This is a genomic window from Bradyrhizobium sp. (assembly GCF_049519115.1).
In the GTDB taxonomy this organism is placed as follows: domain Bacteria; phylum Pseudomonadota; class Alphaproteobacteria; order Rhizobiales; family Xanthobacteraceae; genus Bradyrhizobium.
Genome location: NZ_JBEKRB010000001.1, coordinates 48,078 through 67,650 on the forward strand (window position 1 = coordinate 48,078; position 19,573 = coordinate 67,650).

At 61.5% G+C, this 19,573-nt stretch carries 18 protein-coding genes; 8 read left to right on the forward strand and 10 right to left on the reverse strand.

The window, feature by feature from the left end:
* Positions 1-21: 21 nt before the first annotated feature.
* The 7 genes from ABSE61_RS00265 to ABSE61_RS00295 are packed head-to-tail and all read left to right on the forward strand — an operon-like array spanning position 22 to position 6,620.
* Positions 22-897, forward strand: a complete 876-nt coding sequence (locus ABSE61_RS00265; RefSeq protein WP_423869045.1) for a branched-chain amino acid ABC transporter permease — start codon at positions 22-24, stop codon at positions 895-897.
* A 2-nt stretch (positions 898-899) separates the two neighbouring features.
* On the forward strand, positions 900-1,892 hold the full coding sequence (locus ABSE61_RS00270) for a branched-chain amino acid ABC transporter permease (RefSeq protein ID WP_423869046.1): 993 nt from the start codon (positions 900-902) through the stop codon (positions 1,890-1,892).
* Positions 1,879-2,643, forward strand: coding sequence for an ABC transporter ATP-binding protein (locus ABSE61_RS00275; RefSeq protein ID WP_423869047.1), 765 nt, complete (start codon positions 1,879-1,881; stop codon positions 2,641-2,643). The genes ABSE61_RS00270 and ABSE61_RS00275 overlap by 14 nt, the downstream gene beginning before the upstream one ends.
* Entirely contained in the window at positions 2,640-3,353 is a 714-nt protein-coding gene (locus ABSE61_RS00280) for an ABC transporter ATP-binding protein (RefSeq protein ID WP_423869048.1), read from the forward strand. Before ABSE61_RS00275 ends, ABSE61_RS00280 begins: the two co-directional genes overlap by 4 nt.
* A complete protein-coding gene (locus ABSE61_RS00285; protein WP_423869049.1) occupies positions 3,350-4,207 on the forward strand; it encodes an amidohydrolase family protein in 858 nt (285 codons plus the stop codon). Before ABSE61_RS00280 ends, ABSE61_RS00285 begins: the two co-directional genes overlap by 4 nt.
* The gene (locus ABSE61_RS00290; protein WP_423869050.1) at positions 4,204-4,980 is read left to right on the forward strand and encodes an SDR family NAD(P)-dependent oxidoreductase; all 777 of its coding nucleotides are present in this window, start codon (positions 4,204-4,206) and stop codon (positions 4,978-4,980) included. Before ABSE61_RS00285 ends, ABSE61_RS00290 begins: the two co-directional genes overlap by 4 nt.
* A gap of 11 nt (positions 4,981-4,991) precedes the next feature.
* Positions 4,992-6,620: an AMP-binding protein gene (locus ABSE61_RS00295; protein ID WP_423869051.1), complete on the forward strand. Its 1,629-nt coding sequence runs from the start codon at positions 4,992-4,994 to the stop codon at positions 6,618-6,620.
* 243 nt (positions 6,621-6,863) lie between these two features.
* On the opposite strand, the gene ABSE61_RS00300 is transcribed toward ABSE61_RS00295, so the two are convergent.
* The 7 genes from ABSE61_RS00300 to ABSE61_RS00330 all read right to left on the reverse strand — a co-directional run bounded on the left by ABSE61_RS00300 (position 6,864) and on the right by ABSE61_RS00330 (position 15,203).
* Positions 6,864-8,345, reverse strand: coding sequence for an aldehyde dehydrogenase (locus tag ABSE61_RS00300; RefSeq protein WP_423869052.1), 1,482 nt, complete (start codon positions 8,343-8,345; stop codon positions 6,864-6,866).
* A gap of 64 nt (positions 8,346-8,409) precedes the next feature.
* On the reverse strand, positions 8,410-9,111 hold the full coding sequence (locus ABSE61_RS00305) for a GntR family transcriptional regulator (RefSeq protein WP_423869053.1): 702 nt from the start codon (positions 9,109-9,111) through the stop codon (positions 8,410-8,412).
* Between the two features lie 134 nt (positions 9,112-9,245).
* Positions 9,246-10,481 carry an ABC transporter substrate-binding protein gene (locus ABSE61_RS00310; protein WP_423869054.1) on the reverse strand — a complete coding sequence of 412 codons (1,236 nt, stop codon included), beginning with the start codon at positions 10,479-10,481 and terminating at the stop codon, positions 9,246-9,248.
* Between the two features lie 25 nt (positions 10,482-10,506).
* Positions 10,507-11,745 (reverse strand): ABC transporter substrate-binding protein, encoded by a 1,239-nt coding sequence (locus ABSE61_RS00315; RefSeq protein ID WP_423869055.1) that lies wholly within the window; start codon positions 11,743-11,745, stop codon positions 10,507-10,509.
* Between the two features lie 45 nt (positions 11,746-11,790).
* Positions 11,791-12,498: an ABC transporter ATP-binding protein gene (locus ABSE61_RS00320; RefSeq protein ID WP_423869056.1), complete on the reverse strand. Its 708-nt coding sequence runs from the start codon at positions 12,496-12,498 to the stop codon at positions 11,791-11,793.
* Positions 12,485-14,263: a branched-chain amino acid ABC transporter ATP-binding protein/permease gene (locus ABSE61_RS00325; protein WP_423869057.1), complete on the reverse strand. Its 1,779-nt coding sequence runs from the start codon at positions 14,261-14,263 to the stop codon at positions 12,485-12,487. The genes ABSE61_RS00320 and ABSE61_RS00325 overlap by 14 nt, the downstream gene beginning before the upstream one ends.
* A gap of 4 nt (positions 14,264-14,267) precedes the next feature.
* Positions 14,268-15,203, reverse strand: coding sequence for a branched-chain amino acid ABC transporter permease (locus ABSE61_RS00330; RefSeq protein WP_490338362.1), 936 nt, complete (start codon positions 15,201-15,203; stop codon positions 14,268-14,270).
* 349 nt (positions 15,204-15,552) lie between these two features.
* On the opposite strand from ABSE61_RS00330, the gene ABSE61_RS00335 reads away from it, so the two are divergent.
* Positions 15,553-15,939 (forward strand): carboxymuconolactone decarboxylase family protein, encoded by a 387-nt coding sequence (locus ABSE61_RS00335; protein WP_423869059.1) that lies wholly within the window; start codon positions 15,553-15,555, stop codon positions 15,937-15,939.
* 105 nt (positions 15,940-16,044) lie between these two features.
* Here ABSE61_RS00335 and ABSE61_RS00340 read toward each other — a convergent pair whose 3' ends face one another.
* The 3 genes from ABSE61_RS00340 to ABSE61_RS00350 form a co-directional block, all read right to left on the reverse strand.
* The gene (locus tag ABSE61_RS00340) at positions 16,045-17,382 is read right to left on the reverse strand and encodes an MFS transporter (RefSeq protein ID WP_423869060.1); all 1,338 of its coding nucleotides are present in this window, start codon (positions 17,380-17,382) and stop codon (positions 16,045-16,047) included.
* A 54-nt stretch (positions 17,383-17,436) separates the two neighbouring features.
* Complete coding sequence (locus ABSE61_RS00345; RefSeq protein WP_423869061.1) at positions 17,437-18,333, reverse strand: NAD(P)-dependent oxidoreductase; 897 nt, start codon at positions 18,331-18,333, stop codon at positions 17,437-17,439.
* A gap of 205 nt (positions 18,334-18,538) precedes the next feature.
* Positions 18,539-19,573 carry an LLM class flavin-dependent oxidoreductase gene (locus tag ABSE61_RS00350; RefSeq protein ID WP_423869062.1) on the reverse strand — a complete coding sequence of 345 codons (1,035 nt, stop codon included), beginning with the start codon at positions 19,571-19,573 and terminating at the stop codon, positions 18,539-18,541.

Below are 19,573 nucleotides of genomic sequence, written 5' to 3' on the forward strand. Positions count from 1 at the left end.
GGTGCGAACGAGAACGGCGTCATGACCTGGCGGATCATCCTCCAGCTTGCTTTGTCGGGCTTAAGCATCGGCAGCATCTACGCGCTGGTGGGTCTTGCGCTGGTGCTGCCGTTCAAGGCAAGCGGCATCGTCAATTTCGCGCAAGGCGAGATCGTCACCTTCGGTGCTTATCTGGCTCTGATCCTCTCCGGCCTCGGTCTGCCTTATCTGGCGGTGGTGCCGCTTGTTCTGGTCGGCGCCGCGATGTTCGGCATGGCGACCGAGCGATTGTTGATCCGCCCCATTGCAAATCAGTCGGAGTTCACGCTGGTCATCGTCACCTTTGCGATCGGGTTCATCATCAAGGCTGCGATCCGCTTGCATTGGCAGGACAACACGTTTTCGATCGACGCGCCCTTTGTCGGACCGCCTCTGGCGCTCGGCGCGCTGCGGCTCAATCCGGCCTATTTAGTGTTCATCCTCAGCACCGTCGTGGTGGTCGCCGCGCTGTTTCTGTTCTTTGGCTACAGCAAATTCGGCAAGGCCATGCGGGCCACCGCGCTCGATCCGATCGCGGCCAAGCTGATGGGAATCCGCATCGGCTCGGTATTCTCCGCCGCCTGGGCGCTCTCGACTATGCTCGGCGCCTTCGTCGGCCTGTTGTTGGCGCCGGTGATCGGAATCAATCCCGAGATCGGCCATCTCATTCTTAAAGGTCTGGTCGCAGCGGTGATCGGCGGCTTTTCCAGCCTCGGCGGCGCGGTCGTCGGCGGGTTGTTGCTCGGTCTGCTCGAGACCTATGCCGGCGCATTCTTTGGCGCGACCTTCAAGAACCTGGTGCCGTTCGGCGTGCTCATTCTGCTGTTGTTGCTGCGCCCGCAGGGGCTTGCCGGCGCCTCCAGCGTACGACGGGTGTAGCGGTGCGCGGGCGTGTTCTATTGATCCTCGTTGGCCTTGCGTTTCTTGCGGCGTTGCCGCTGGTCGCGACCAGTTACTATTTGTATCTCGTCGAACTCGCGATGATCAACGTCATCGTCGCCGTCGGCCTCAACCTCCTCAGCGGCAATTGCGGCCAGATCTCGCTCTGCAATGCGTCCTTCATGGGGATCGGCGCCTATTGCACGGCGCTGTGCGCGACCCATTTCGGGTTGCCGACGTTGATCGCGCTGCCCGCAAGCGTTGTCGTTTCCGCTTTGTTGGGGGCGGCGCTCGGCTATCCGGCGCGACGGCTTTCAGGGCTATACCTCGCGCTGACGACGCTCGGTTTCCTTGAGCTTGTCGGCATCGTCATCGAGGAGTTTCCCGACTACACCGGCGGCATTCGCGGGCTCAAGGTGCCGAAGCCGGATATCTTCGGCCTCACATTGCAGTCCAACGGCGCGCTCTATTTCTTTGTGTTTGTGCTTACGACGGCTGCCGTCGTGGTGGGCTATAACGTTCAGCGTTCGCGCTATGGCCGCGCCTTCGATGCCGTGCGGCAGAGTCCGTTTGCGGCGCAAGCGCTCGGTATTCCCGTGGCTCGCGTCAAGGTGATTGCGTTTTCGCTCAATGCCGCCTTTGCGGGTTTCGCCGGCGGCCTGCTCGCCAGCGTCGTCGGCTTCATCGATCCGCCCGAGTTCGGCATCCTGGCGTCGATCCAGCACATCACCTTCATCGTCGTGGGCGGGCTGGGCTCGATCGCGGGTTCGATCGTCGGCGCTGTCGCGCTGACCGCGTTGCCCGAAGCGCTGCGCGGCGTTCAGGAATACGGCGAGTTGATCTACGGCCTCATCCTGCTCGGCACGCTGTTGTTCCTGCCGAAAGGACTGGTTGGTCTCGCAGCCAGACTGGAGCTGTTGCGGCCCGCCAAACCGCTTGCCGAACCTCCGCCCGCCAAGCCACCTGCCAAGGAGCCCGTCTATGGCGCTTCTTGAAATCAACGCACTCTCGGTCCGCTTCGGCGGCGTTGCCGCCGTCACCGATGTCTCGCTCGTGATTAACTCCGGCGAAATCCACGGCATCATTGGGCCCAATGGTGCGGGCAAGACGTCGCTGATCAATGCCGTCACCGGCATGGTCGCCGCGCATTCGGGATCGATCCGGTTTGCGGATAGAGAAATTGCCGGCGTCGCGCCGCATCTGATTTCGTCGGTTGGGCTTGGCCGCACCTTCCAGCATGTGGAGTTATTCGGCGATCGAAGCGTCTTCGATAATGTCCTGACCGGATTCTACCGGCATCAATCCTATGGCCTGTTGGCCGCCGCGCTTCGATTGGGAAAAGCCGGTCAATCCGAGCGCCAGACGCGCGAGCAAACGCGCCTGCTGTTAGAGGCCTTCGATCTCACGGTCTATGCCGACACGCGGGCAGGGCTGTTGCCCTTCGGCATTCAGAAACGCGTCGACATTGCGCGCGCGCTTGCCGCCGAACCGAAGCTGCTTTTGCTCGACGAGCCCATCTCCGGCATGAGCGAGGCGGAAGCGGAAGCGGCTGTGACGACCATGCGCATGCTTGCCCGCGAACACGGCATTACATTAGTTGTGGTCGAACACAACATGCACGTGCTGATGAACCTGGCCGAGCGCGTCACGGTGCTCAATCAGGGACGATGGCTGGCGAGCGGAACGCCCGCGGAGATGCAGGCCAATACGGCCGTGATCGAAGCCTATCTGGGAGACGCCGCATGAGTTTGCGTCTCACCGGATTCTGTGCCGGCTATGGCCGCGTTCCTGTGGTGCGCGACATCAACCTCGAAATTGCAACGGGGCGGATCGTCGGCCTGCTCGGCGCCAATGGCGCCGGCAAGACCACTCTGATGCGCGCGGTGTCTGGACTTGCCACGATGCAGGGCGGCCGCATCGAATTTGCCGGCAACGACGTCACAAGTCTGTCTTCCGCCGACCTCGTCGCACGCGGTCTCATTCAGGTGCCGCAAGGAAGGCATCTGTTCGGCGAGATGAGCGTGCGCGAGAATCTCGAAATGGGCGCTTATCTGGTGGCGGGACTGGACGAAAAAGCGCGGATGCAGGAGGTGTTCTCGCTGTTTCCGATCCTGCGCGAACGCGAGCGGCAGGCGGCAGCGCTCCTCTCCGGCGGCGAACAGCAGATGCTGGCCGTCGGGCGCGCGCTGATGTCGGGGCCGCGTTGCCTGTTGATGGACGAGCCGTCGCTTGGGCTCGCGCCCAAAGCGTTCGACCTCATCCTCGACGTCATCAAACGGATCAATGCCGCCGGCACGACCGTCTTCATCGCCGAGCAGAACGCGCGCAAGGTGCTGCGCGTCGTGCATTATTGTTATGTGCTGGAAAACGGCCGCATCGCCGCCGAAGGCGAAAGCAGCCTGCTTCTCGCCGACGATCGCATTCAACGTTCCTATCTCGGAGTTGCTCACGCATGAAAATCATCGACGTGCATTCGCATTGGGGCACCAAGCGCGGATACCCCCTGCAAACTCCGGCCGAGCGGGAACAACAAAAGGCGACCTGGAATTCGCAGGTCAATTACCATTCCGAAGCCGAGATGGCGCAGTATTTCCGCGACTCCGGCGTGCAGGCCATTCTCGATTTCGGCTTCTCGAAATTCCTGCCGATGGACGAGGCCCGCGCGCTGCACGATTATGCTTTCGAGACCGAAGCCGCGCATCGCGACGTCATTCTCGGGCACTGGATCCATATCGATCCGCGTTCCGGCGAGGCAGGATTGCGCGAGCTGCGCCGTTGCATCGACAAGCGCATCGGCTTTCTCGGCTATGGCGTCTCGGCGTCGCTGAGCCCGCCGGCCAGCGATCCGCTATATGCGCCGTTTTACAAGCTCTGCATCGAGGCCAATATCCCGGTGCTGATCTTCGTCGGCACCACCGGGCTTGGGGCGGGTCTGCCCGGCGGCGCCGGCGTCATCCTCGATGACTGTCATCCGCGCCACCTCGACCGCGTCGCGGCGACCTATCCCGAGATGAAGATCGTCGCCGCGCGGCCGGGATGGCCGTGGCAGGCGGAAACGATCGCCGTTCTCATGCACAAGCGCAACATCTGGTACGAGCTGCACGGCTGGTCGCCGAAATATCACACCGCCGATCTGCGCCACGAGATTCCGCGCCGGCTCAAGCACCGCATCATGTTCGGCGCCGATTATCCCTTGCTCAGTTACGAGCGGCTGGTCGGCGACTGGAAAGCGCAAGGCTATCCCGATGAGGTGCTGGAGGGGATCTTTCACCGGAACGCGCAAGCCTTTTTCGAAAGCCTGAAGACATGAACCTCGATCTCAAAGGCAAGTGCGCCATCGTCGGCGGTGCGAGCCAGGGCATCGGTTACGGCATCGCGCATGTTCTCGCTGCCGAAGGCGCCCGTGTCGCCATCACCGCACGTCGGGAAAAGGATCTACGTGCCGCTGCGGAAAAGATGGCGGCCGAGACCGGTGCGGAAATCCTCCCCGTGCAGGCGGATTGCCGTCAGGCGGCGGATTGCGAACGCGTCGTCAATACGGTCAGCGAGGCGTGCGGCCGCATCGATATCCTGGTCAACAACGACGGCGCGCCGCCGCTCGGAGATATCGCGACGTTCGATGATGCCGCCTGGCAGAAGGCGATGGAGCAGAACTTCATGTATGTGGCGCGCATGTGCCGCGGCGTGCTGCCGCATATGCAAAAGACCGGCGGCAGCATCCTCAATATTACGGCCATCTCGGCCATTCAGCCGATCCCGCGCTTCGGCCTCTCCGTAGCGAGCTGGGGCGCGGTGATCGGCTACGCCAAGACGCTGGCGCTCGAGACGGCGCGCTTCGGCATCAACGTCAACACCATCTGTCCCGGTTATATTGACACCCAGCGCCTGGAGAAGGTGTTCTCGGCGAGCGAGAAGCCGGCCGAGCAGATGCGCAGCGAACTCGAGCAGGAAGTGCCGCTGGGGCGCATCGGAACGGTGAGCGATATCGCGAGCCTCGTCGCTCTCCTGGTGTCGCCGCGCGGCAGCTACATCACCGGCACCGTCATCCCGGTCGACGGTGGTCTTTTCCGCGCCGTGCGTTGAGGGAGGAAGTCATGACTTACGTCAATATGATGCCTGCCGAACTCGCCGAGAAGTATACGCGCGAAAAACTCTGGATGCAGAAGACCGTCTTCGACATCCTCTCCGAGCAGGCCGCCAAGCATCCGGGCCGCGTGGCCATCAGGGATCAGCGGGGTTCCATCAGCTACGGCGCACTCAGGGACCGGATCGAACGAGCCGCGCAATTTTATCGTTCCATCGGCATAGACCGTGGCGATGTCGTCACGATCCAGCTTCCCAACCGAATCGAATTTGCGGTCGCGTTCATTGCGCTTGAACTGCTGGGCGCGATCGCCAACAAGGTCAATCCGGATTTCCGCGCCCGCGAGCTCAGCTACATGCTGAAGTTCTCCGGCAGCTCCGCCTATGTTTTCCCGAAGGAATGGAAGGATTTCGATTACGCCGGCATGGCGCGCGGCCTGCAGCGGGACAATCCTGAGATCAAGCGGCTGATCGTCGTCGGCGGCGCGGTCGATGGCATGCACGATTTCGATGCGGGCGTTGGGGCTGCCGCGCCGATCGCCGCCACCGACAAAGTGCACATGGATCCCAATGAAGTGTGCCGGATGTGCTTCACGTCGGGCACGACGGGCGATCCGAAGTGCGCGCTGCATAGTTTCAACACCACGCTTTATGCGGTCGAGCTGCTCAATCACGACATGGAAGTGACCGAGCGCGAGGTGTTCCTGGCGTTTCTGCCGCTCGGTTTGAACTGGGGCTATATTACGCTGTTGCAGAGCATCCTTGCCGGCGGGACGCTGGTGCTGATGGAGCGCTTCAGTCCCCGTGCGGCGCTGGAGCTGATCCAGAATGAGCGCGTCAGTTATATCCCGACCGCGCCGGCAGGCCTCGTTGGCCTGTTGAATGCGCCTGGCGCGGAGACGTTCGACGTATCGTCTTTGCGTGTCGTCATCACCGGCGGAGCCTCGGCGGCGGTCGAGACCATCCGCGAGTATCAGAAGCGGATGAAGGGCCATCTGATTGAACTCTACGGCATGCTGGAGGCCGGCTTCCAGACCTATACCCGCTTTACCGACGATCCGCAGAAGGTCAACGGCACCATCGGACGGCCGGTTCACGCGATGGAGCTGCGCATCGTCGATGCCGAAGGAGGCGACGTGCCGGTCGGCGAGATCGGCGAACTGATGTCGCGCGGTCCCTCGATTCATCTCGGCTATCACAACAATCCGAATGCCAATGCGATCGCCTTCAACAAAGAAGGCTGGTTCCGCACCGGCGATCTCGGCCGGGTGGTCGATGCCGACGGCAATGTGCAGATCACCGGCCGCAGCAAGGAGATCATCAACCGCGGCGGCAAGAAGTTCTTCCCGCGCGAGGTCGAGGAAATTCTCTACACCCATCCCGCCGTGATGCATGCGGCGATGATCGGCATGCCGGACGCCCGTCTCGGTGAGCGCAATTGCCTGTGCGTGGTTCCAAAAAGCGACAGCGTCCCCACGCTCGACGAGTTCGTCGCCTTCCTGCGCGATCAGGTCGCCGATTACAAATTGCCGGAGTCGATCGAGCGGTTCAGCGAACTACCGATGACAGGCAGCGGAAAAATTCAACGCCACGTGTTGCGCGATCTGGTTTCGCAACGACGTGCAACGACGAGTCAATGAAGGCATCCCGCCAACAACAAATTTCAGTAAGGACCTTGAAAATGCGTGGAAAGAAAGCTGAAGAAGAGATTGATTGCGAAGCTTGCAACGGCACTGGATTTCCTCCGGTCGCCCAGCCGGTCCCAGGTCGACGGGTCTATCCTGCGCCGTGCAAGAAGTGTGGCGGCAAGGGTCGTCTAAAGGCCGAGGCGTCAGAAAAAGCGGGTTAGGACCTTTGCCGGTCCGTTACCCGCGGTAGAGGCGTCAGCGCATGACAAACGGGTTGGCTGGAACGTCCGTCGCGGTCGAAATCCAGACGCTCTTCGTTTCCAGATATTCGTGCACGGCGTCGATGCCGCTCTCGCGCCCCAGACCCGAATGCTTCATGCCGCCAAACGGCATCATGTAGCTGATGGCCCGGTAGGTATTCACCCAGACGGTTCCGGCGCGCAGCAGCTTCGGAACGCGCACGGCGCGCGAGAGATCGCGGGTCCAGATGCCGGCCGCAAGGCCGTAGATCGTGTCGTTGGCGATACGAATGGCGTCTTCCTCGGCGTCGAAACCGATGATCGAGAGCACGGGCCCAAAGACTTCTTCGCGCGCGATCCGCATGGTGTTGTCGACATCGGTAAAAATGGTCGGCTCGACGAACTGGCCGCCGACGATGCCGTCGCCTGAAGCTGGCTTGCCGCCAAGGAGGCAGCGCGCGCCCTCTGCCTTGGCGATGTCGATATAATCAAGAATCTTCTTGTACTGCGCCGGCGTCGTGACCGGGCCGATATTGGTGTCAGATTGCATGGGATCGCCGATCTTGGCGGATTTCGCCAACTCCAACAGGCGCTCGACAAACTTGTCCTTGATCGAGTTCTGCACGAGCAACCGAGATCCGGCGATGCAGGTCTGACCGGTTGCTGCGAAGATTCCGGAGACGGCGCCGGCCGCGGCTGCGGCGAGATCGGCATCCTCGAAGACGATGTTCGGAGATTTTCCGCCGAGTTCGAGCGAAACCCGCTTGAGACTGCGCGCGGCGGTCTCATAGACCTTCGCGCCCGTCGTGTCCGATCCTGTAAAGGTGATCTTGGCGACGCCGGGATGCGAGATCAATTCGCTGCCGATCTCCGGTCCAAAGCCCGTCACCACGTTGAAGATTCCATCGGGAATGCCGGCCTCTTTCGTTAGCGCGGCGAACTCAAGCGTGCTGGCGGATGTAAATTCCGATGGCTTGACGATGACGGCACAACCGGCGGCCAACGCTGCGGCGCATTTCCAGGCGACGAACAAAAGCGGCGAGTTCCACGCGGTCAGCGCCGCGACAACGCCGACAGGCTCGTGCGTGGTGTAGGCAAAAGTGTCCGGCTTGTCGATCGGCACAAGGCCGCCTTCGAGTTTGTCGACGAGCCCGCCGAAATACCACCACCATTCCGCATGGTAGCGGAGCTGGCCCAGCATCTCGGCCATCAGCTTGCCGTTGTCGCGGACCTCGATTTCGGCGAGACGTTCGGCATTTGCGGCGACGAGGTCGCCAAGCTTGCGCATCAATTTGCCGCGCGCCGAAGCCGTCATTTTCGACCACGGACCGCGCCACATCGCCTCGTTGGCGGCTTTGACCGCCTTGTCGGCATCGGCGGCAGATCCGCGCGGAATCTTCGCCCAAGGTTGGCCACGATAGGGATCGATGGAGTCGAACCACTCGCCGTTGGCGGGATCGACGTACTGGCCGTTGATGAAAAGCTGGTAAGTCTTCACGGGTCATCTCCAGTCCGGAAAAGACGGTAGCGCCGGGATCAAGTCCGGGCGCTCGGTCCTGAGGTTAAGCTTTTTCCTTGGCCATGGACCGCTCGATCATGTCGAGGGCCGCGACCGCTGCGGCCTTGATGTGGTCAACGCAGCAGCGTTCGGCAAGATCCTCGTCACCGCTCTGGATCGCGCGCCAGATCGCCGTGACCTCACGCAGGCTCTTGTTGACCCGTTTGGGGTGCGACATCGACGTGATGCGCAGCAACGTGATCCGGTCATGCAGCGGTCTCAACATGCGCTCGATGAAGGCGTTCTGGCAGCCCCCGATCAGCGCGGCGTAGAAATCCGTCTTGGCCTCGAGGACTGCGATCATGTCGGACTCGGCAAGGGCCACTTTCAACCGGCCAAGGGCTTCTCCGATTTTCCGCACGACGGCGGGATCGTGCAGGCGGGCGCATTCGCGTCCCGCAAATCCTTCCAGCACAGCACGGGCGGCATAGAGCTGCCGGGCTTCCTCCAGGCTGATGGTTGAGACCATAGGGCCGCGATGAGGGACGGTGTTGACCAGCCCGTCGGCTTCCAGCAAGCGCAGGGCTTCGCGGATCGAAGGCCGGCTGACGCCCATCATCTCGCACAGCTCGCGCTCAACCAGCCGCTGTCCCGGCTTCAGATTGCCGGACATGATGGCCTCACGCAGTTTCCGCGCGACGATCGCCCTCACGGTCGGGACGTCTTCGATGCGAAGCGTGGATTTCAGTTCGATGGGTCGGTCCATTGGCGAGGCGCCTTCGGTCTGTTCCAGTCTCACCCTACGATTTACCGGCAGATCAGCATTTAAGCAATTTACGGCGACAAGAGCCCATTTGCCTGCTCACGTCGACATCCATTCTCTCTGAAGCAAACCCAAGACTAGCTCTTCGGCCACAAGGGTTGCGCCAACGCCAACTCCGGCGGAAACACCGTGACGGGGACTCCAGACTGCCATTGAACGATGGTCATGCCGGCACCAAGCCGGCGGCCTTTATCGTCGAACTTGATCTCGCCGAGCGGATAATATTTCGAGGGTCCGGCATCCATCGTCCGAAGCGCGTCGGCCACTGCCGCGCGATCGGCTTTTCCGGCCTTTTCCAGCGCGTCCTTGATCACCCACATGTCGCCATAGGTGGAAATCGCGTTCTGCGTCATCCATGGTTCGTTGTAGCGTTTCTTCAGTTCGGCGATCAACGCTTCGTGACCCTTGGCGCCCCAGCTTGCGACGCAGGTCAAAACCCCCTGAAGCAGCTCGGGGCTGACAGTCTGCAACATGTCGGGCTCTGCGATCGCAATGCCAAAGGAGATGGTCGGCACCTTGCCCTGGCCCATGCCGAATTCGTTCATCTTTTCCAGCACGAGCTTGGCGTCCGAAATAACCGTTGGCAGGAAGAACAACAGATCCGGCTTTGCAGCGCGGACTTTCTGCACCAGCGACGTCGCATCCGCGAGCGGCGGCGTAAATGTTTCGTCCATGACCAGTTGCAGACCGTTGGCAGCCAGCAAGCCCTCCCGCATCGATTTGGCGGAAGCGATGGAGGCGCCGGTATTGTCGGTGACGATCGCGACCGTCTTCGGCTTCTTGCCGGAGGCGCCTTCCGCAAGCGCGATGATTTGCGGCAGCGCTTGTTTGGCCTGCGATCCAGCCGTGGCGGAGGTCTGGAATACATATTTGAAACCGCGATCGGTGATGAGGTCGGAATAGGAGAGGGTGAGCACGGGAAGGTTGGCCCGTTCGGTCACCTCGGTGACGGCCAGCGTGAACGACGACAGATAGGCCGCGCTCGCCGCGACCAGGTCCGGTTCCTGCGCCACCATGCGCTGAGCGGCGCTCTTGGCTTTTTCGGTGCTGTCGCCGGAATCGAGCACGACAAGCTTGAGCTTGGCGCCACCGAGCGCCTTCACTCCCCCTTGCGCGTTGATGTGATCGACCGCCATTTCGGCGCCCTCGCGCATCACGGTGCCCGGCCGCGCATACATGCCGGAGATCGGCACCAGCAATCCGACTTTGACTTCAGTTGGTGACTGCGTCCAGGCACGGGACGCAACAAGACTCGCTGATGTCCCGGCGAGCAAAGTACGTCGTGTCAGAACGCCTTTCTTGATCTTTTGCATGATGAATCCCTCCCGAATTTTATGATTAGGCTTTTTTGGGCCAGAACGGCTGCGCCAGCGCGAGGTCCGATGGATACACCGTGACGGGAACGCCGTTCTGCCATTGCACGACCACGACGCCCGCGCCGACGCGCCGGCCTTTTTCGTCGAACTTCAATTCGCCGCCCGGATAGTATTTGGCAGGTCCCCCATCCATGGTGCGGAAGGCGTCGGCGACCGCGAGACGGTCGGCTTTGCCCGCCTTCTCGAGTGCCTCCTTCATCAACCACATATCGCCATAGGTAGAGATCGCGTTCTGCGTCATCCACGGCTCTTTGTATTTTGCCTTCAACTCGGCGATGAGGTCCTCGTGGCCCTTGGAGCCCCAATTGGCCACGATGGTCATGATGCCTTGCACGGCCTCAGGCGTAACGCTTTGCAGCATGTCCGGCTCGGCGATCGTGATGCTGAAGGAGACGGTCGGAATCTTGCCTTGGCCGAGGCCGAACTCGTTGATCTTTTCGAGGCCGAGCTTGGCATCGGATATGGCGTTGGGCATGAACAACAAAAGATCCGGGCGAGCCGACCGCACTTTCTGGATCAGCGGCGTGGCGTCCGACAGCGGCGGCGTCCAGACTTCATCGACCACGAGCTGGAGGCCCTCCTGCGCCAGGAGCTTGTCCTTGAGCGCCTTGGCGGTTGCCACCGACGTCGCGGTGTTGTCCATGATCATCGCAACCGTTTTTGGCCGCTTGCCGGCGGCGGCCTCAGACAGTTTCATCAGCTCCGGCAGTCCGATCTCAGACTGGCGGCTCGCGGTTGCCGCGGTCTGGAAAATGAACTTGAAGCCGCGGTCGGTAATCAGGTCCGAATAGGACAGCGTCAGCATCGGCAATTGCGCGCGCTCGGTGACTTCAGTGGTCGCCAGCGTAAAGGAGCTGAGATAGGAGCCGGTTGCCGCGACCAGATCGGTCTCCTGCGCCACCATGCGCTGGGCCGCGTTCTTGGCTTTTTCGGTGGTGTCGCCGCAATCGATGACGACGAGCTTGAGCTTGGCGCCGCCTAAAGACTTGATGCCGCCTTTGGCGTTGATATGTTCGATGCCCATTTCGGCGCCCATGCGCATCACCTGGCCGGGCCGGGTGTAGATGCCGGACATCGGCACGATCAGGCCGACTTTCACCTCAGCGGGGGCTTGCGCGCGCGCCACGCCCGATAGGCCGATCGCGGCAGCGCCCGAGAGCACCGTGCGCCGTGTCACCAAACCCTTCGATGTCTTCTTCATGGTTATCCTCCCGAAATTCTCGTCTTTTTCTGCATTCCAAGATTTCTACATACCAAGATAAGCTCGCCGGACGCGGTCATCCGCGCGCAGCGTCTGCTTGTCGCCTTCGAGCGCCACGCGACCGGCTTCCAGCACATAACCATGGTCCGCCGATTCCAGCGCTTCGGCCACGCGCTGCTCCACCAGCAGGATGGTCAGTTTCGTTTGTTTGCGAATTTCAATCAGCCGGTCGAAAATAAGATCGGCGGTGGTCGGCGCCAGCCCCATCGACGGCTCGTCCAGCATCAGAAGTTTCGGAGAAGACGCAAGCCCGCGGCCGATCGCGAGCATCTGCTGCTGCCCGCCGGACAGCGTTCCGGCAAACTGGGCGCGGCGTTCGGCCAGGATCGGAAGCCATTCAAAGATGCGCTCGATATTGTTTTTCCAGTCGCGTCGTCCGGCTTCGGTCACCGCGCCCATTTCGAGGTTTTCCATCACGGTGAGCGACGGAAACACCTGCCGCCCCTCCGGCACATGGGCGATGCCGAGATGCGGGCGGCGCGACGGCGGGGTCGACAAGAGATCGTGGCCTTCGAAGGCGATGGTGCCCGCGCTCGGTTTAAGGATTCCGGAGATCGTCTTGAACAGCGTGGTCTTGCCGGCGCCGTTGGGGCCGACAATCGCGACAAACTGGCCGGCCTCGACATTGATCGACACGCCGCTCAGGACGGGGCGCGCGGAGTAGCCGGTCGAGAGCCCCTCAATGCGCAGCATGGGCCACCCATTTTTTGCCGAGATAGGCTTCGATCACTCGCGTGTCGCGCGTGACAGTTTCGGGCTTGCCCTCGAGCAGCACCGCGCCGTGATCCAGCACCAGGAAGTTGTCGACCAGGCGAACCATCGCCTGCATCGTATGCTCGATGATCGCGATGGTGATGTTGTCCCGTGCCAGGCGCTGGATCACCGCGACGACCTCGTCGGCCTCATCGTGGCCGAGACCGGCGAGCGTTTCGTCGAGCAGGAGAATCTTCGGCTGGCCCGCGAGCGCGCGGGCGAGTTCCATCAGCCGCAACTCCTTGGTCGAGAGTTCGCCGGCGATGCGATCCGCGATTGGTGAAAGGCCGACGCGCGCGATCGCGTCGGCGGCCAGCTCTCTCGCCTTGGTGTCGGTTTTGGCCCGAACATAGGCGCCGACGACGACATTGTCCGAGATCGACATGCGCTGAAACGGCCGCATGATCTGGAATGTCCGCGCCACGCCGGCTTCGCAAAGTTCATGCGGCTTGCGGGCGAACACGTCGCGGCCCTCCAGCAGGACTTCGCCGGTATCGGGCCGCAGGAAGCCATTCAGCAGGTTGAACAAGGTGGTCTTGCCGGCGCCGTTGGGGCCGATGATGCCGAGAATTTCGTTGCGCTGAAGCTTGAAAGAGACGTTCTGGACCGCCTTGAGGCCGCCGAAGGAGCGCGACAGATTGCGGACCTCGAGGATGATGTCCTCCGACGCGGCCGGCCGATCGCGCCGCGCCGGAACCGGCAACTGCGTCACCGTTGCCGTCGCCGGTGCAGCGGGTGAATCGGATGACGGTTGTGACAGTTGACGCCGGCGCCAGATATCGCGGACCTTCCAGAACAGGCCTTCCGGTGCGAGCAGGATCACGCTGATGATCGCGAGCCCGAAGATGACGCCCTGGATGCCGGGGAAGCGCGTTCCCGCTTCCGCGTTGAGCGTTTCGGCGAGCGGAATCAGGATCACGCTTCCGATCACCGGTCCCCAGACCGTGCCGACACCGCCGAACATCGCCACCGTCAGCGCCTGCGCAGAAACCAGCATGCCGAACACGGATTGCGGCGTGACCACCAGCAGCACCACCGCATAGAAGGCGCCGATCGCGCCTGCAATCGCGCCGCTAAGGCTGATCGCGCGCAGCTTCCAGGCCAGCGTGTTGATGCCGGCGGCTTCCGCCGCCGCCTGGTTCTGCTTGATCGCCAGCAGCGCCATGCCGAATCGACTTCGCTCGACCGCGCGCGTCAGCAGGATCGTGCCGATCAGCATCGCCAGCGCCAGCAGGGTGTAGAGCCGGGGATCGCTGAACTGCATGTAGGCGATCGGGTTGTCGCGCTTGATCGGCAGCGTCACTTCCTGAAAGCCGAGCCATTCAAAGACATAGAGAATGGCGAGCGGGTAGGCGAGCATTGCCAGCGCAAAGTAATGCCCCTGCAAGCGGAATGTCGGAAAGCCGACCAGCAGTCCGGCAAGGCCGCCGAGCATCGCGGCGATCGGAATCGAGAACCAGGGCGACAGGTCGAAATAGATCTGGCCGAGCGCGGTGGTATAGGCGCCGATGCCGAAGAAGGCGGCGTGGCCGAACGAGATCAGCCCGGTGTAGCCGCTGAGCAGATTCCAGGAGAGGCCGAAGATCGCCCACACCAGGACCAGCGTCATAATCAACTGGTAGTAGGAATTCGTGATTGACAGCGAGACCGCGGCATAGATCACGGCGAAGGCGACGACGGCGACGATCGGGCGCTGGAATGACATCGCTTTACGTCCTCTCGACCATCCGCCCGAAGAAACCTTGCGGACGGAAAAAGATGATCAGGAGGAAGACGGCGAAGATCGCGGCATTCTGCAACTGCGTCGGCAGTACGATGGTCGACATTTGCTGCACGAGGCCGATGGTCATGCCGCCCCAGAACGCGCCGATGATGCTGCCCATGCCGCCGAGCACGACGCCGGCATACATCACGATCACGTAGTCGAGGCCGACGAAGGGATGGAACGGATAGTTGGTGGCGAGCAGGCCGCCGGCGATAGCCGTGACGCCGGTGCCGATCGCAAAGGCAACGCCGTGCGCGCGATCGACATCGATCCCCATGTAGGTGGCGGCTGTCGGATTGTCGGCGGCGGCACGCAATGACTTTCCGATGCGCGAGCGCGTGATCATCAGGCTCAATAATGCCATCGTCACGAAAGCGACGATGGCGTCGATCCCCCGCGCCTTGTTGACGAAAATGCTGATGTCGAAGAACGGGCCGAGTTCCCAGGCCGAACTCGACAAGGGGGTTCGGATCGAAGCGAGCACCGATCCGAACACGATCAGTCCGCCATTTTGCAGGATCAGAGCAATCCCGAGCGTCAGGATCAGTTGCGCATAATGCCCTTCGCCTTCGAGCGAAGCGGTTCGGGTGCCGGATACACGCGAAATCAACAGGCCGTGGATGGCATAGCCGAACACCGCAAGGATCGGGCCTGCCAGCAGAATCGAGATGAATGGCCCGATCGTATTGCCGAAGACGGTCTGCACGCCGGCCAGCGTGAACAGATAGAACGCGGCGTACATGCCGATCATCATGAAATCGCCATGGGCGAAATTGATGACGCGCATGACGCCGAAGATCAGCCCGAGCCCGACGCACATCAGGCCATAGACCGCGCCGATCAACAGCCCGGCGGTCATGGCTTGCAGAAAGCTTTCGATGAATTGGCTCATCGGCGGCCTTGGGCCTCCTGGTTTGGCCGGCCAGTCGCCGCACTCAGGTTGCGATGTTGGTGCATCGCCCGAGGCCGCGCGCTGTCCAGCCGGTTTCACTCCCGATGGCGTCCCGTTGTTTCGAGGCGCCTTTTCGCGGCCTTTTATGCATGGCCATCGGTTCCGACTGTTGAGATTGTCTGTCAATCTGTCAAGCGGGAGAATTTGCGGTCGACAGTAGGTCGCACCCCGGACTAGGATTGTGGGCAGCAATTCGAGGAAATCGCATCGTTGGGAATAATACTCAGGCGACACATTTCCGGATGCGCAAAAATCAGCTCAACCAAGGAAGGAAATCATGAGCAAGACCGAACTGTTCGAAAAGGGCCTCAAAGTCCGCAAAGAGGTGCTCGGCGAAGACTACGTCAACAAGTCAATCGCGGGCGCGGACGAATTCACCCGTACCATGGCGGAATGGTCGACGGAATTCTGCTGGGGCGCGCTGTGGACGCGGCCGGGGCTTGATCGGCGTACGCGCAGCATCATCAATCTGGCCATGCTCGGCGCTCTCGGCCGCCCGCACGAACTGAAGCTTCACGTTAAAGGCGCCTTGAAGAACGGGCTCACCGTCGAAGAGATCAAGGAGATATTCCTGCAGGTTGCGGTCTATTGCGGCGTGCCTTCCGGTATCGACGCGTTCCGTAACGCGCGCGAAGCCCTGAAAGAAGTGCAAGAAGGGAAGTGATCGCGCAATTGAGCGGATAGCAGCCGAATTAGCTATCCGCCGAGACAGTAGACATGAGGGCCGCAGGTGACTGCGGCCTTCTTTGCTTTGGGTACCTAGAGCGCTTTATGCGCTTGCGAGTTCCTCCAGCGAACGCCCTTTGGTCTCGATGCCCATCGTTGTCAGCATGATCATTTGAAGTAATAGCGCGGCGCTGATCAGTCCGAGTACGCCATAGAGGCCGAATTCGTCGAACGTGGCCGCGATGGCGTAGGGGACGGCGATGTTGACGGCACGCCCGGCCGTGTTGGCGATCCCGCTGCCGCGCAACCGGACTTCGGTCGGGAACAGTTCCGGCACGTAGCAGGCGATGCTCAGCGACGACAAGATATAAATCACGCAACTCACCAGGAAGCCGAAGGTGACCACGAGCGTCACGTCGGTGACGCTGACATAGGCCGCGCTCACCGCGATGCCGACCGCCGAAAATGCAACGATACCCCATCGCCGGCCAATCTTTTCACAGAGCAACAGACCGATCAGCGAGCCGAGCGGACCGCCAGCGAAGATCAATGCCGAGACGCCGAGCGAGTTCGAGATGCCAAGTCCCTGTTTGACCAGGAAGGTCGGAACCCAGCTCACAAAGGCAAAATTGAAGGTGAGAAGGCACACCGTCACGACGACGGCCAGGATCGTGCGAACCAATAGCGGCGGACGAAAGAGATCGCCGAGCGTATAGGTTCGGCTTGCGGCAGGTGCCGGTGGTGTCGTCGGCGCTTCCTTGCTGACGGTCGATTCCGCCTCGGCCCGGCTGACGATTTTCTCGGCTTCTTCGAGGCGGCCTTGGGCAACCAGCCATCGCGGCGATTCCGGCAAGGAACGGCGCAGGAACCAGACGACGAAGGCGCCGACGGAGACGATCGCAAACATCCAGCGCCAGCCGAATTTCGGGATCACGAGCCAGCCGATCACCGTTGCCAGGAACAAGCTGCTGTTGATGATCAGGTTGAGCAGTGCGGCAAAGCGCCCGCGGTGGCGCGCGGGAATGAACTCGCTGATGGTGCCGTAGCCGACCACGATTTCAGCACCAAGCCCCAGGCCCATGAAAAACCGCGCGACGATCAGCCATGGCATGGAGGGACAGAACGCGCCCGCCAGCGATGCTCCGCCGAATAGCATCAGATTGAACTGGTAGCTGAATTTGCGGCCGAACCGGTCGCCGAGCAGCCCGGCGCACCAGGCTCCGATCATCATGCCGAGAAAAGTTGCCGAGATGAATGTCGCATTCAGGGAAATGGTCGATTCCCCCGACTGCACCAGGGCGCCGAGAACGCCGCTGGCCAGATAGAGGTCGAACGAATCGAAAAACATGCCGGCCGCAATCAGCGCCAGCACGCGCCAGTGAAACCGTGAAATATTCAAGCGGTCGAGCCGCCAGCCAATATCGACAGCGCTATTCGCCACAACTTCCCCCCGTCTGACTTTTGTTTTTTATAAGTTCGGTATCGCGCCTTAGGTTTATTTGGGTCGCGAGCGTATCTTCACGCCGGCCCATCCCTCCAGCACCCGTGCCACCGACGTAAAGTCGCTGTCTGGGCCAAACGTGGCGTTGGTCACGGCCATTAGCTGCCGCACCGCCGCGCCGACTACCATCGGCACGCCCATGGCTTCCGCCTCATCGACGCAAAGGCGAACGTCCTTGTAGGAAAGGCCGGTGGCAAAACCGAAATCGAAGGTACCGGTGAGAACGGCCTTGGGGAATTTATCGCGCAGCGCGACGTTGCCGCCGCTCGAGGCCATGATGGTGTCGATCATGATCTGAGGATCGAGACCGGCCTTGGCGCCCATCGCCATCGCTTCCGAAGAGATCGCGAGCGCCGCCACCGCAATGATGTTGTTGGCGAGCTTCAGGGTTTGTCCCATGCCGGGCTTGTCGCCGCATACGAACACCTTGCCCAGCACGCTCAATACCGGCCGCAGCGTCTCAACGGCCTCTTTTTCGCCGGAGACCATGACGGCGAGGGTGCCTTTCTCGGCACCGGCTATGCCTCCGCTGACCGGTGCGTCGAGCAAGGTGATGCGTCCGGCCTTGTCCAGCTCGGCGGCGATTTGCATCGCCATCTTTGGACCGGTGGTCGAGAGATCAACCAGTTTGGTCGTGCGATTGGAATCAGTGACCCCGTCGGGGCCGAATACGACATTGCGGACGACGTCGGGCGTCGGAAGGCTCATCAGCACGGTTTCGGAAGCAGCCGCGACTTCCGCAGCACTGGAGGCCCGCCGCGCGCCGCGCGCCACCACCTTCGCCATCGCCGCTTCGTCACGGTCGAACACCGTGAGGCTGTGGCCGGCGTCCAGCAGCCGGATCGCCATGCGGCTGCCCATCTGGCCGAGACCGATAAATCCTAACTCCATGTGCAACTCCCCTGATTTTCTTGGACCATTTCTTGGGCCATTCGCCTCGGCCGCATTTTTGCCAGCGCCGAGGATCTTGGCCGTCGCGATAATATTGACAGACAATCTGACGGAGATCAAACGCAGGGCGCTCTTCTCCCGGGAGATGGCTCCCGCGGGTCAAACGACTTGCTGCGTTGCAGCCGTCCTTCAGGAGGCCAATATTTCACGAGGCCAATATTTCACGTACACGAGGAATGACCTTTTCCCCGTAGAGCGAAATGCAGCGCATGATCCGCTCGTGGGATAACGCTCCCGCGCTGTACTTCATGTCGAATCTGGAAAGACCGAGCGCCTTCGCGGTCGCTGCGATCTTCCGCGACACGGCTTCGGGCGATCCGACATATAGCGATCCATGCTCGATCTCGCGGTCGAACTCGGCCCGTTGCATCGGTGGCCAGCCGCGCTCCGCGCCGATACGGTCGCGCATGACTTTATAGTCGGGCCACAGCTCATCGCGCGCCTGTTCGTCCGAATTGGAAATATAGCCGTGGGAGTGGACGCCAATGGGCAACACCGGCTTGCCGAGTTGGCCGAGGGCCTGGAGATAAAGGTCGACGTAAGGTTTGAAGCGGTTGGGATCTCCGCCGATGATCGCCAGCATCAGCGGCATCCCGTATTTTGCCGCGCGGATCACCGATTGCGGACTTCCGCCGACACCAACCCAGGTTTTCAAGGGCGCGGAATCAACTCGCGGAAACACGCGCTGATCCCTCAGAGGCGGCCGCGTCGTACCCTTCCAGGTGATCGGCTGCTGTTTGATCAATTCTGCAAACAGATCGAGCTTCTCCTCGAACAGCGTTTCATATTGGCTGAGCTCGTATCCGAACAGTGGGAAAGACTCGGTGAAGGAGCCGCGTCCGAGAATGACCTCGGCACGGCCATCGGATGCCGCATCGAGCGTGGCAAATCGCTGAAAGACGCGGATCGGATCGTCCGAACTGAGCACGGTCACGGCAGATCCCAATCGGATACGTCTCGTTCTTCCTGCGATCGCGGCCAATATGATTTCCGGCGAAGAGATCGCGAAATCGGCGCGATGATGCTCACCAAGCCCGATGAAATCGACACCGACTTCGTCGGCCAGCACCGCTTCGTCGATCACGTCGCGAATGACCTGCGCGTGGGTCTTGGCCTTTCCATCCTCATTGTTCGTAACGTCGCCGAATGTGTCGAGGCCGAGTTCGAGAATATCAGTCAC

What these genes read in the sequence shown, in the direction of transcription:
- ABSE61_RS00265 (WP_423869045.1), top strand. Translation starts at nt 22, where the DNA reads ATGACCTGGCGGATCATCCTCCAGCTTGCTTTGTCGGGCTTAAGCATC.
- ABSE61_RS00275 (WP_423869047.1), top strand. Translation starts at nt 1,879, where the DNA reads ATGGCGCTTCTTGAAATCAACGCACTCTCGGTCCGCTTCGGCGGCGTT.
- ABSE61_RS00280 (WP_423869048.1), top strand. Translation starts at nt 2,640, where the DNA reads ATGAGTTTGCGTCTCACCGGATTCTGTGCCGGCTATGGCCGCGTTCCT.
- ABSE61_RS00285 (WP_423869049.1), top strand. Translation starts at nt 3,350, where the DNA reads ATGAAAATCATCGACGTGCATTCGCATTGGGGCACCAAGCGCGGATAC.
- ABSE61_RS00290 (WP_423869050.1), top strand. Translation starts at nt 4,204, where the DNA reads ATGAACCTCGATCTCAAAGGCAAGTGCGCCATCGTCGGCGGTGCGAGC.
- ABSE61_RS00295 (WP_423869051.1), top strand. Translation starts at nt 4,992, where the DNA reads ATGACTTACGTCAATATGATGCCTGCCGAACTCGCCGAGAAGTATACG.
- ABSE61_RS00305 (WP_423869053.1), bottom strand. Translation starts at nt 9,111, where the DNA reads ATGGACCGACCCATCGAACTGAAATCCACGCTTCGCATCGAAGACGTC.
- ABSE61_RS00310 (WP_423869054.1), bottom strand. Translation starts at nt 10,481, where the DNA reads ATGCAAAAGATCAAGAAAGGCGTTCTGACACGACGTACTTTGCTCGCC.
- ABSE61_RS00315 (WP_423869055.1), bottom strand. Translation starts at nt 11,745, where the DNA reads ATGAAGAAGACATCGAAGGGTTTGGTGACACGGCGCACGGTGCTCTCG.
- ABSE61_RS00320 (WP_423869056.1), bottom strand. Translation starts at nt 12,498, where the DNA reads ATGCTGCGCATTGAGGGGCTCTCGACCGGCTACTCCGCGCGCCCCGTC.
- ABSE61_RS00325 (WP_423869057.1), bottom strand. Translation starts at nt 14,263, where the DNA reads ATGTCATTCCAGCGCCCGATCGTCGCCGTCGTCGCCTTCGCCGTGATC.
- ABSE61_RS00335 (WP_423869059.1), top strand. Translation starts at nt 15,553, where the DNA reads ATGAGCAAGACCGAACTGTTCGAAAAGGGCCTCAAAGTCCGCAAAGAG.
- ABSE61_RS00345 (WP_423869061.1), bottom strand. Translation starts at nt 18,333, where the DNA reads ATGGAGTTAGGATTTATCGGTCTCGGCCAGATGGGCAGCCGCATGGCG.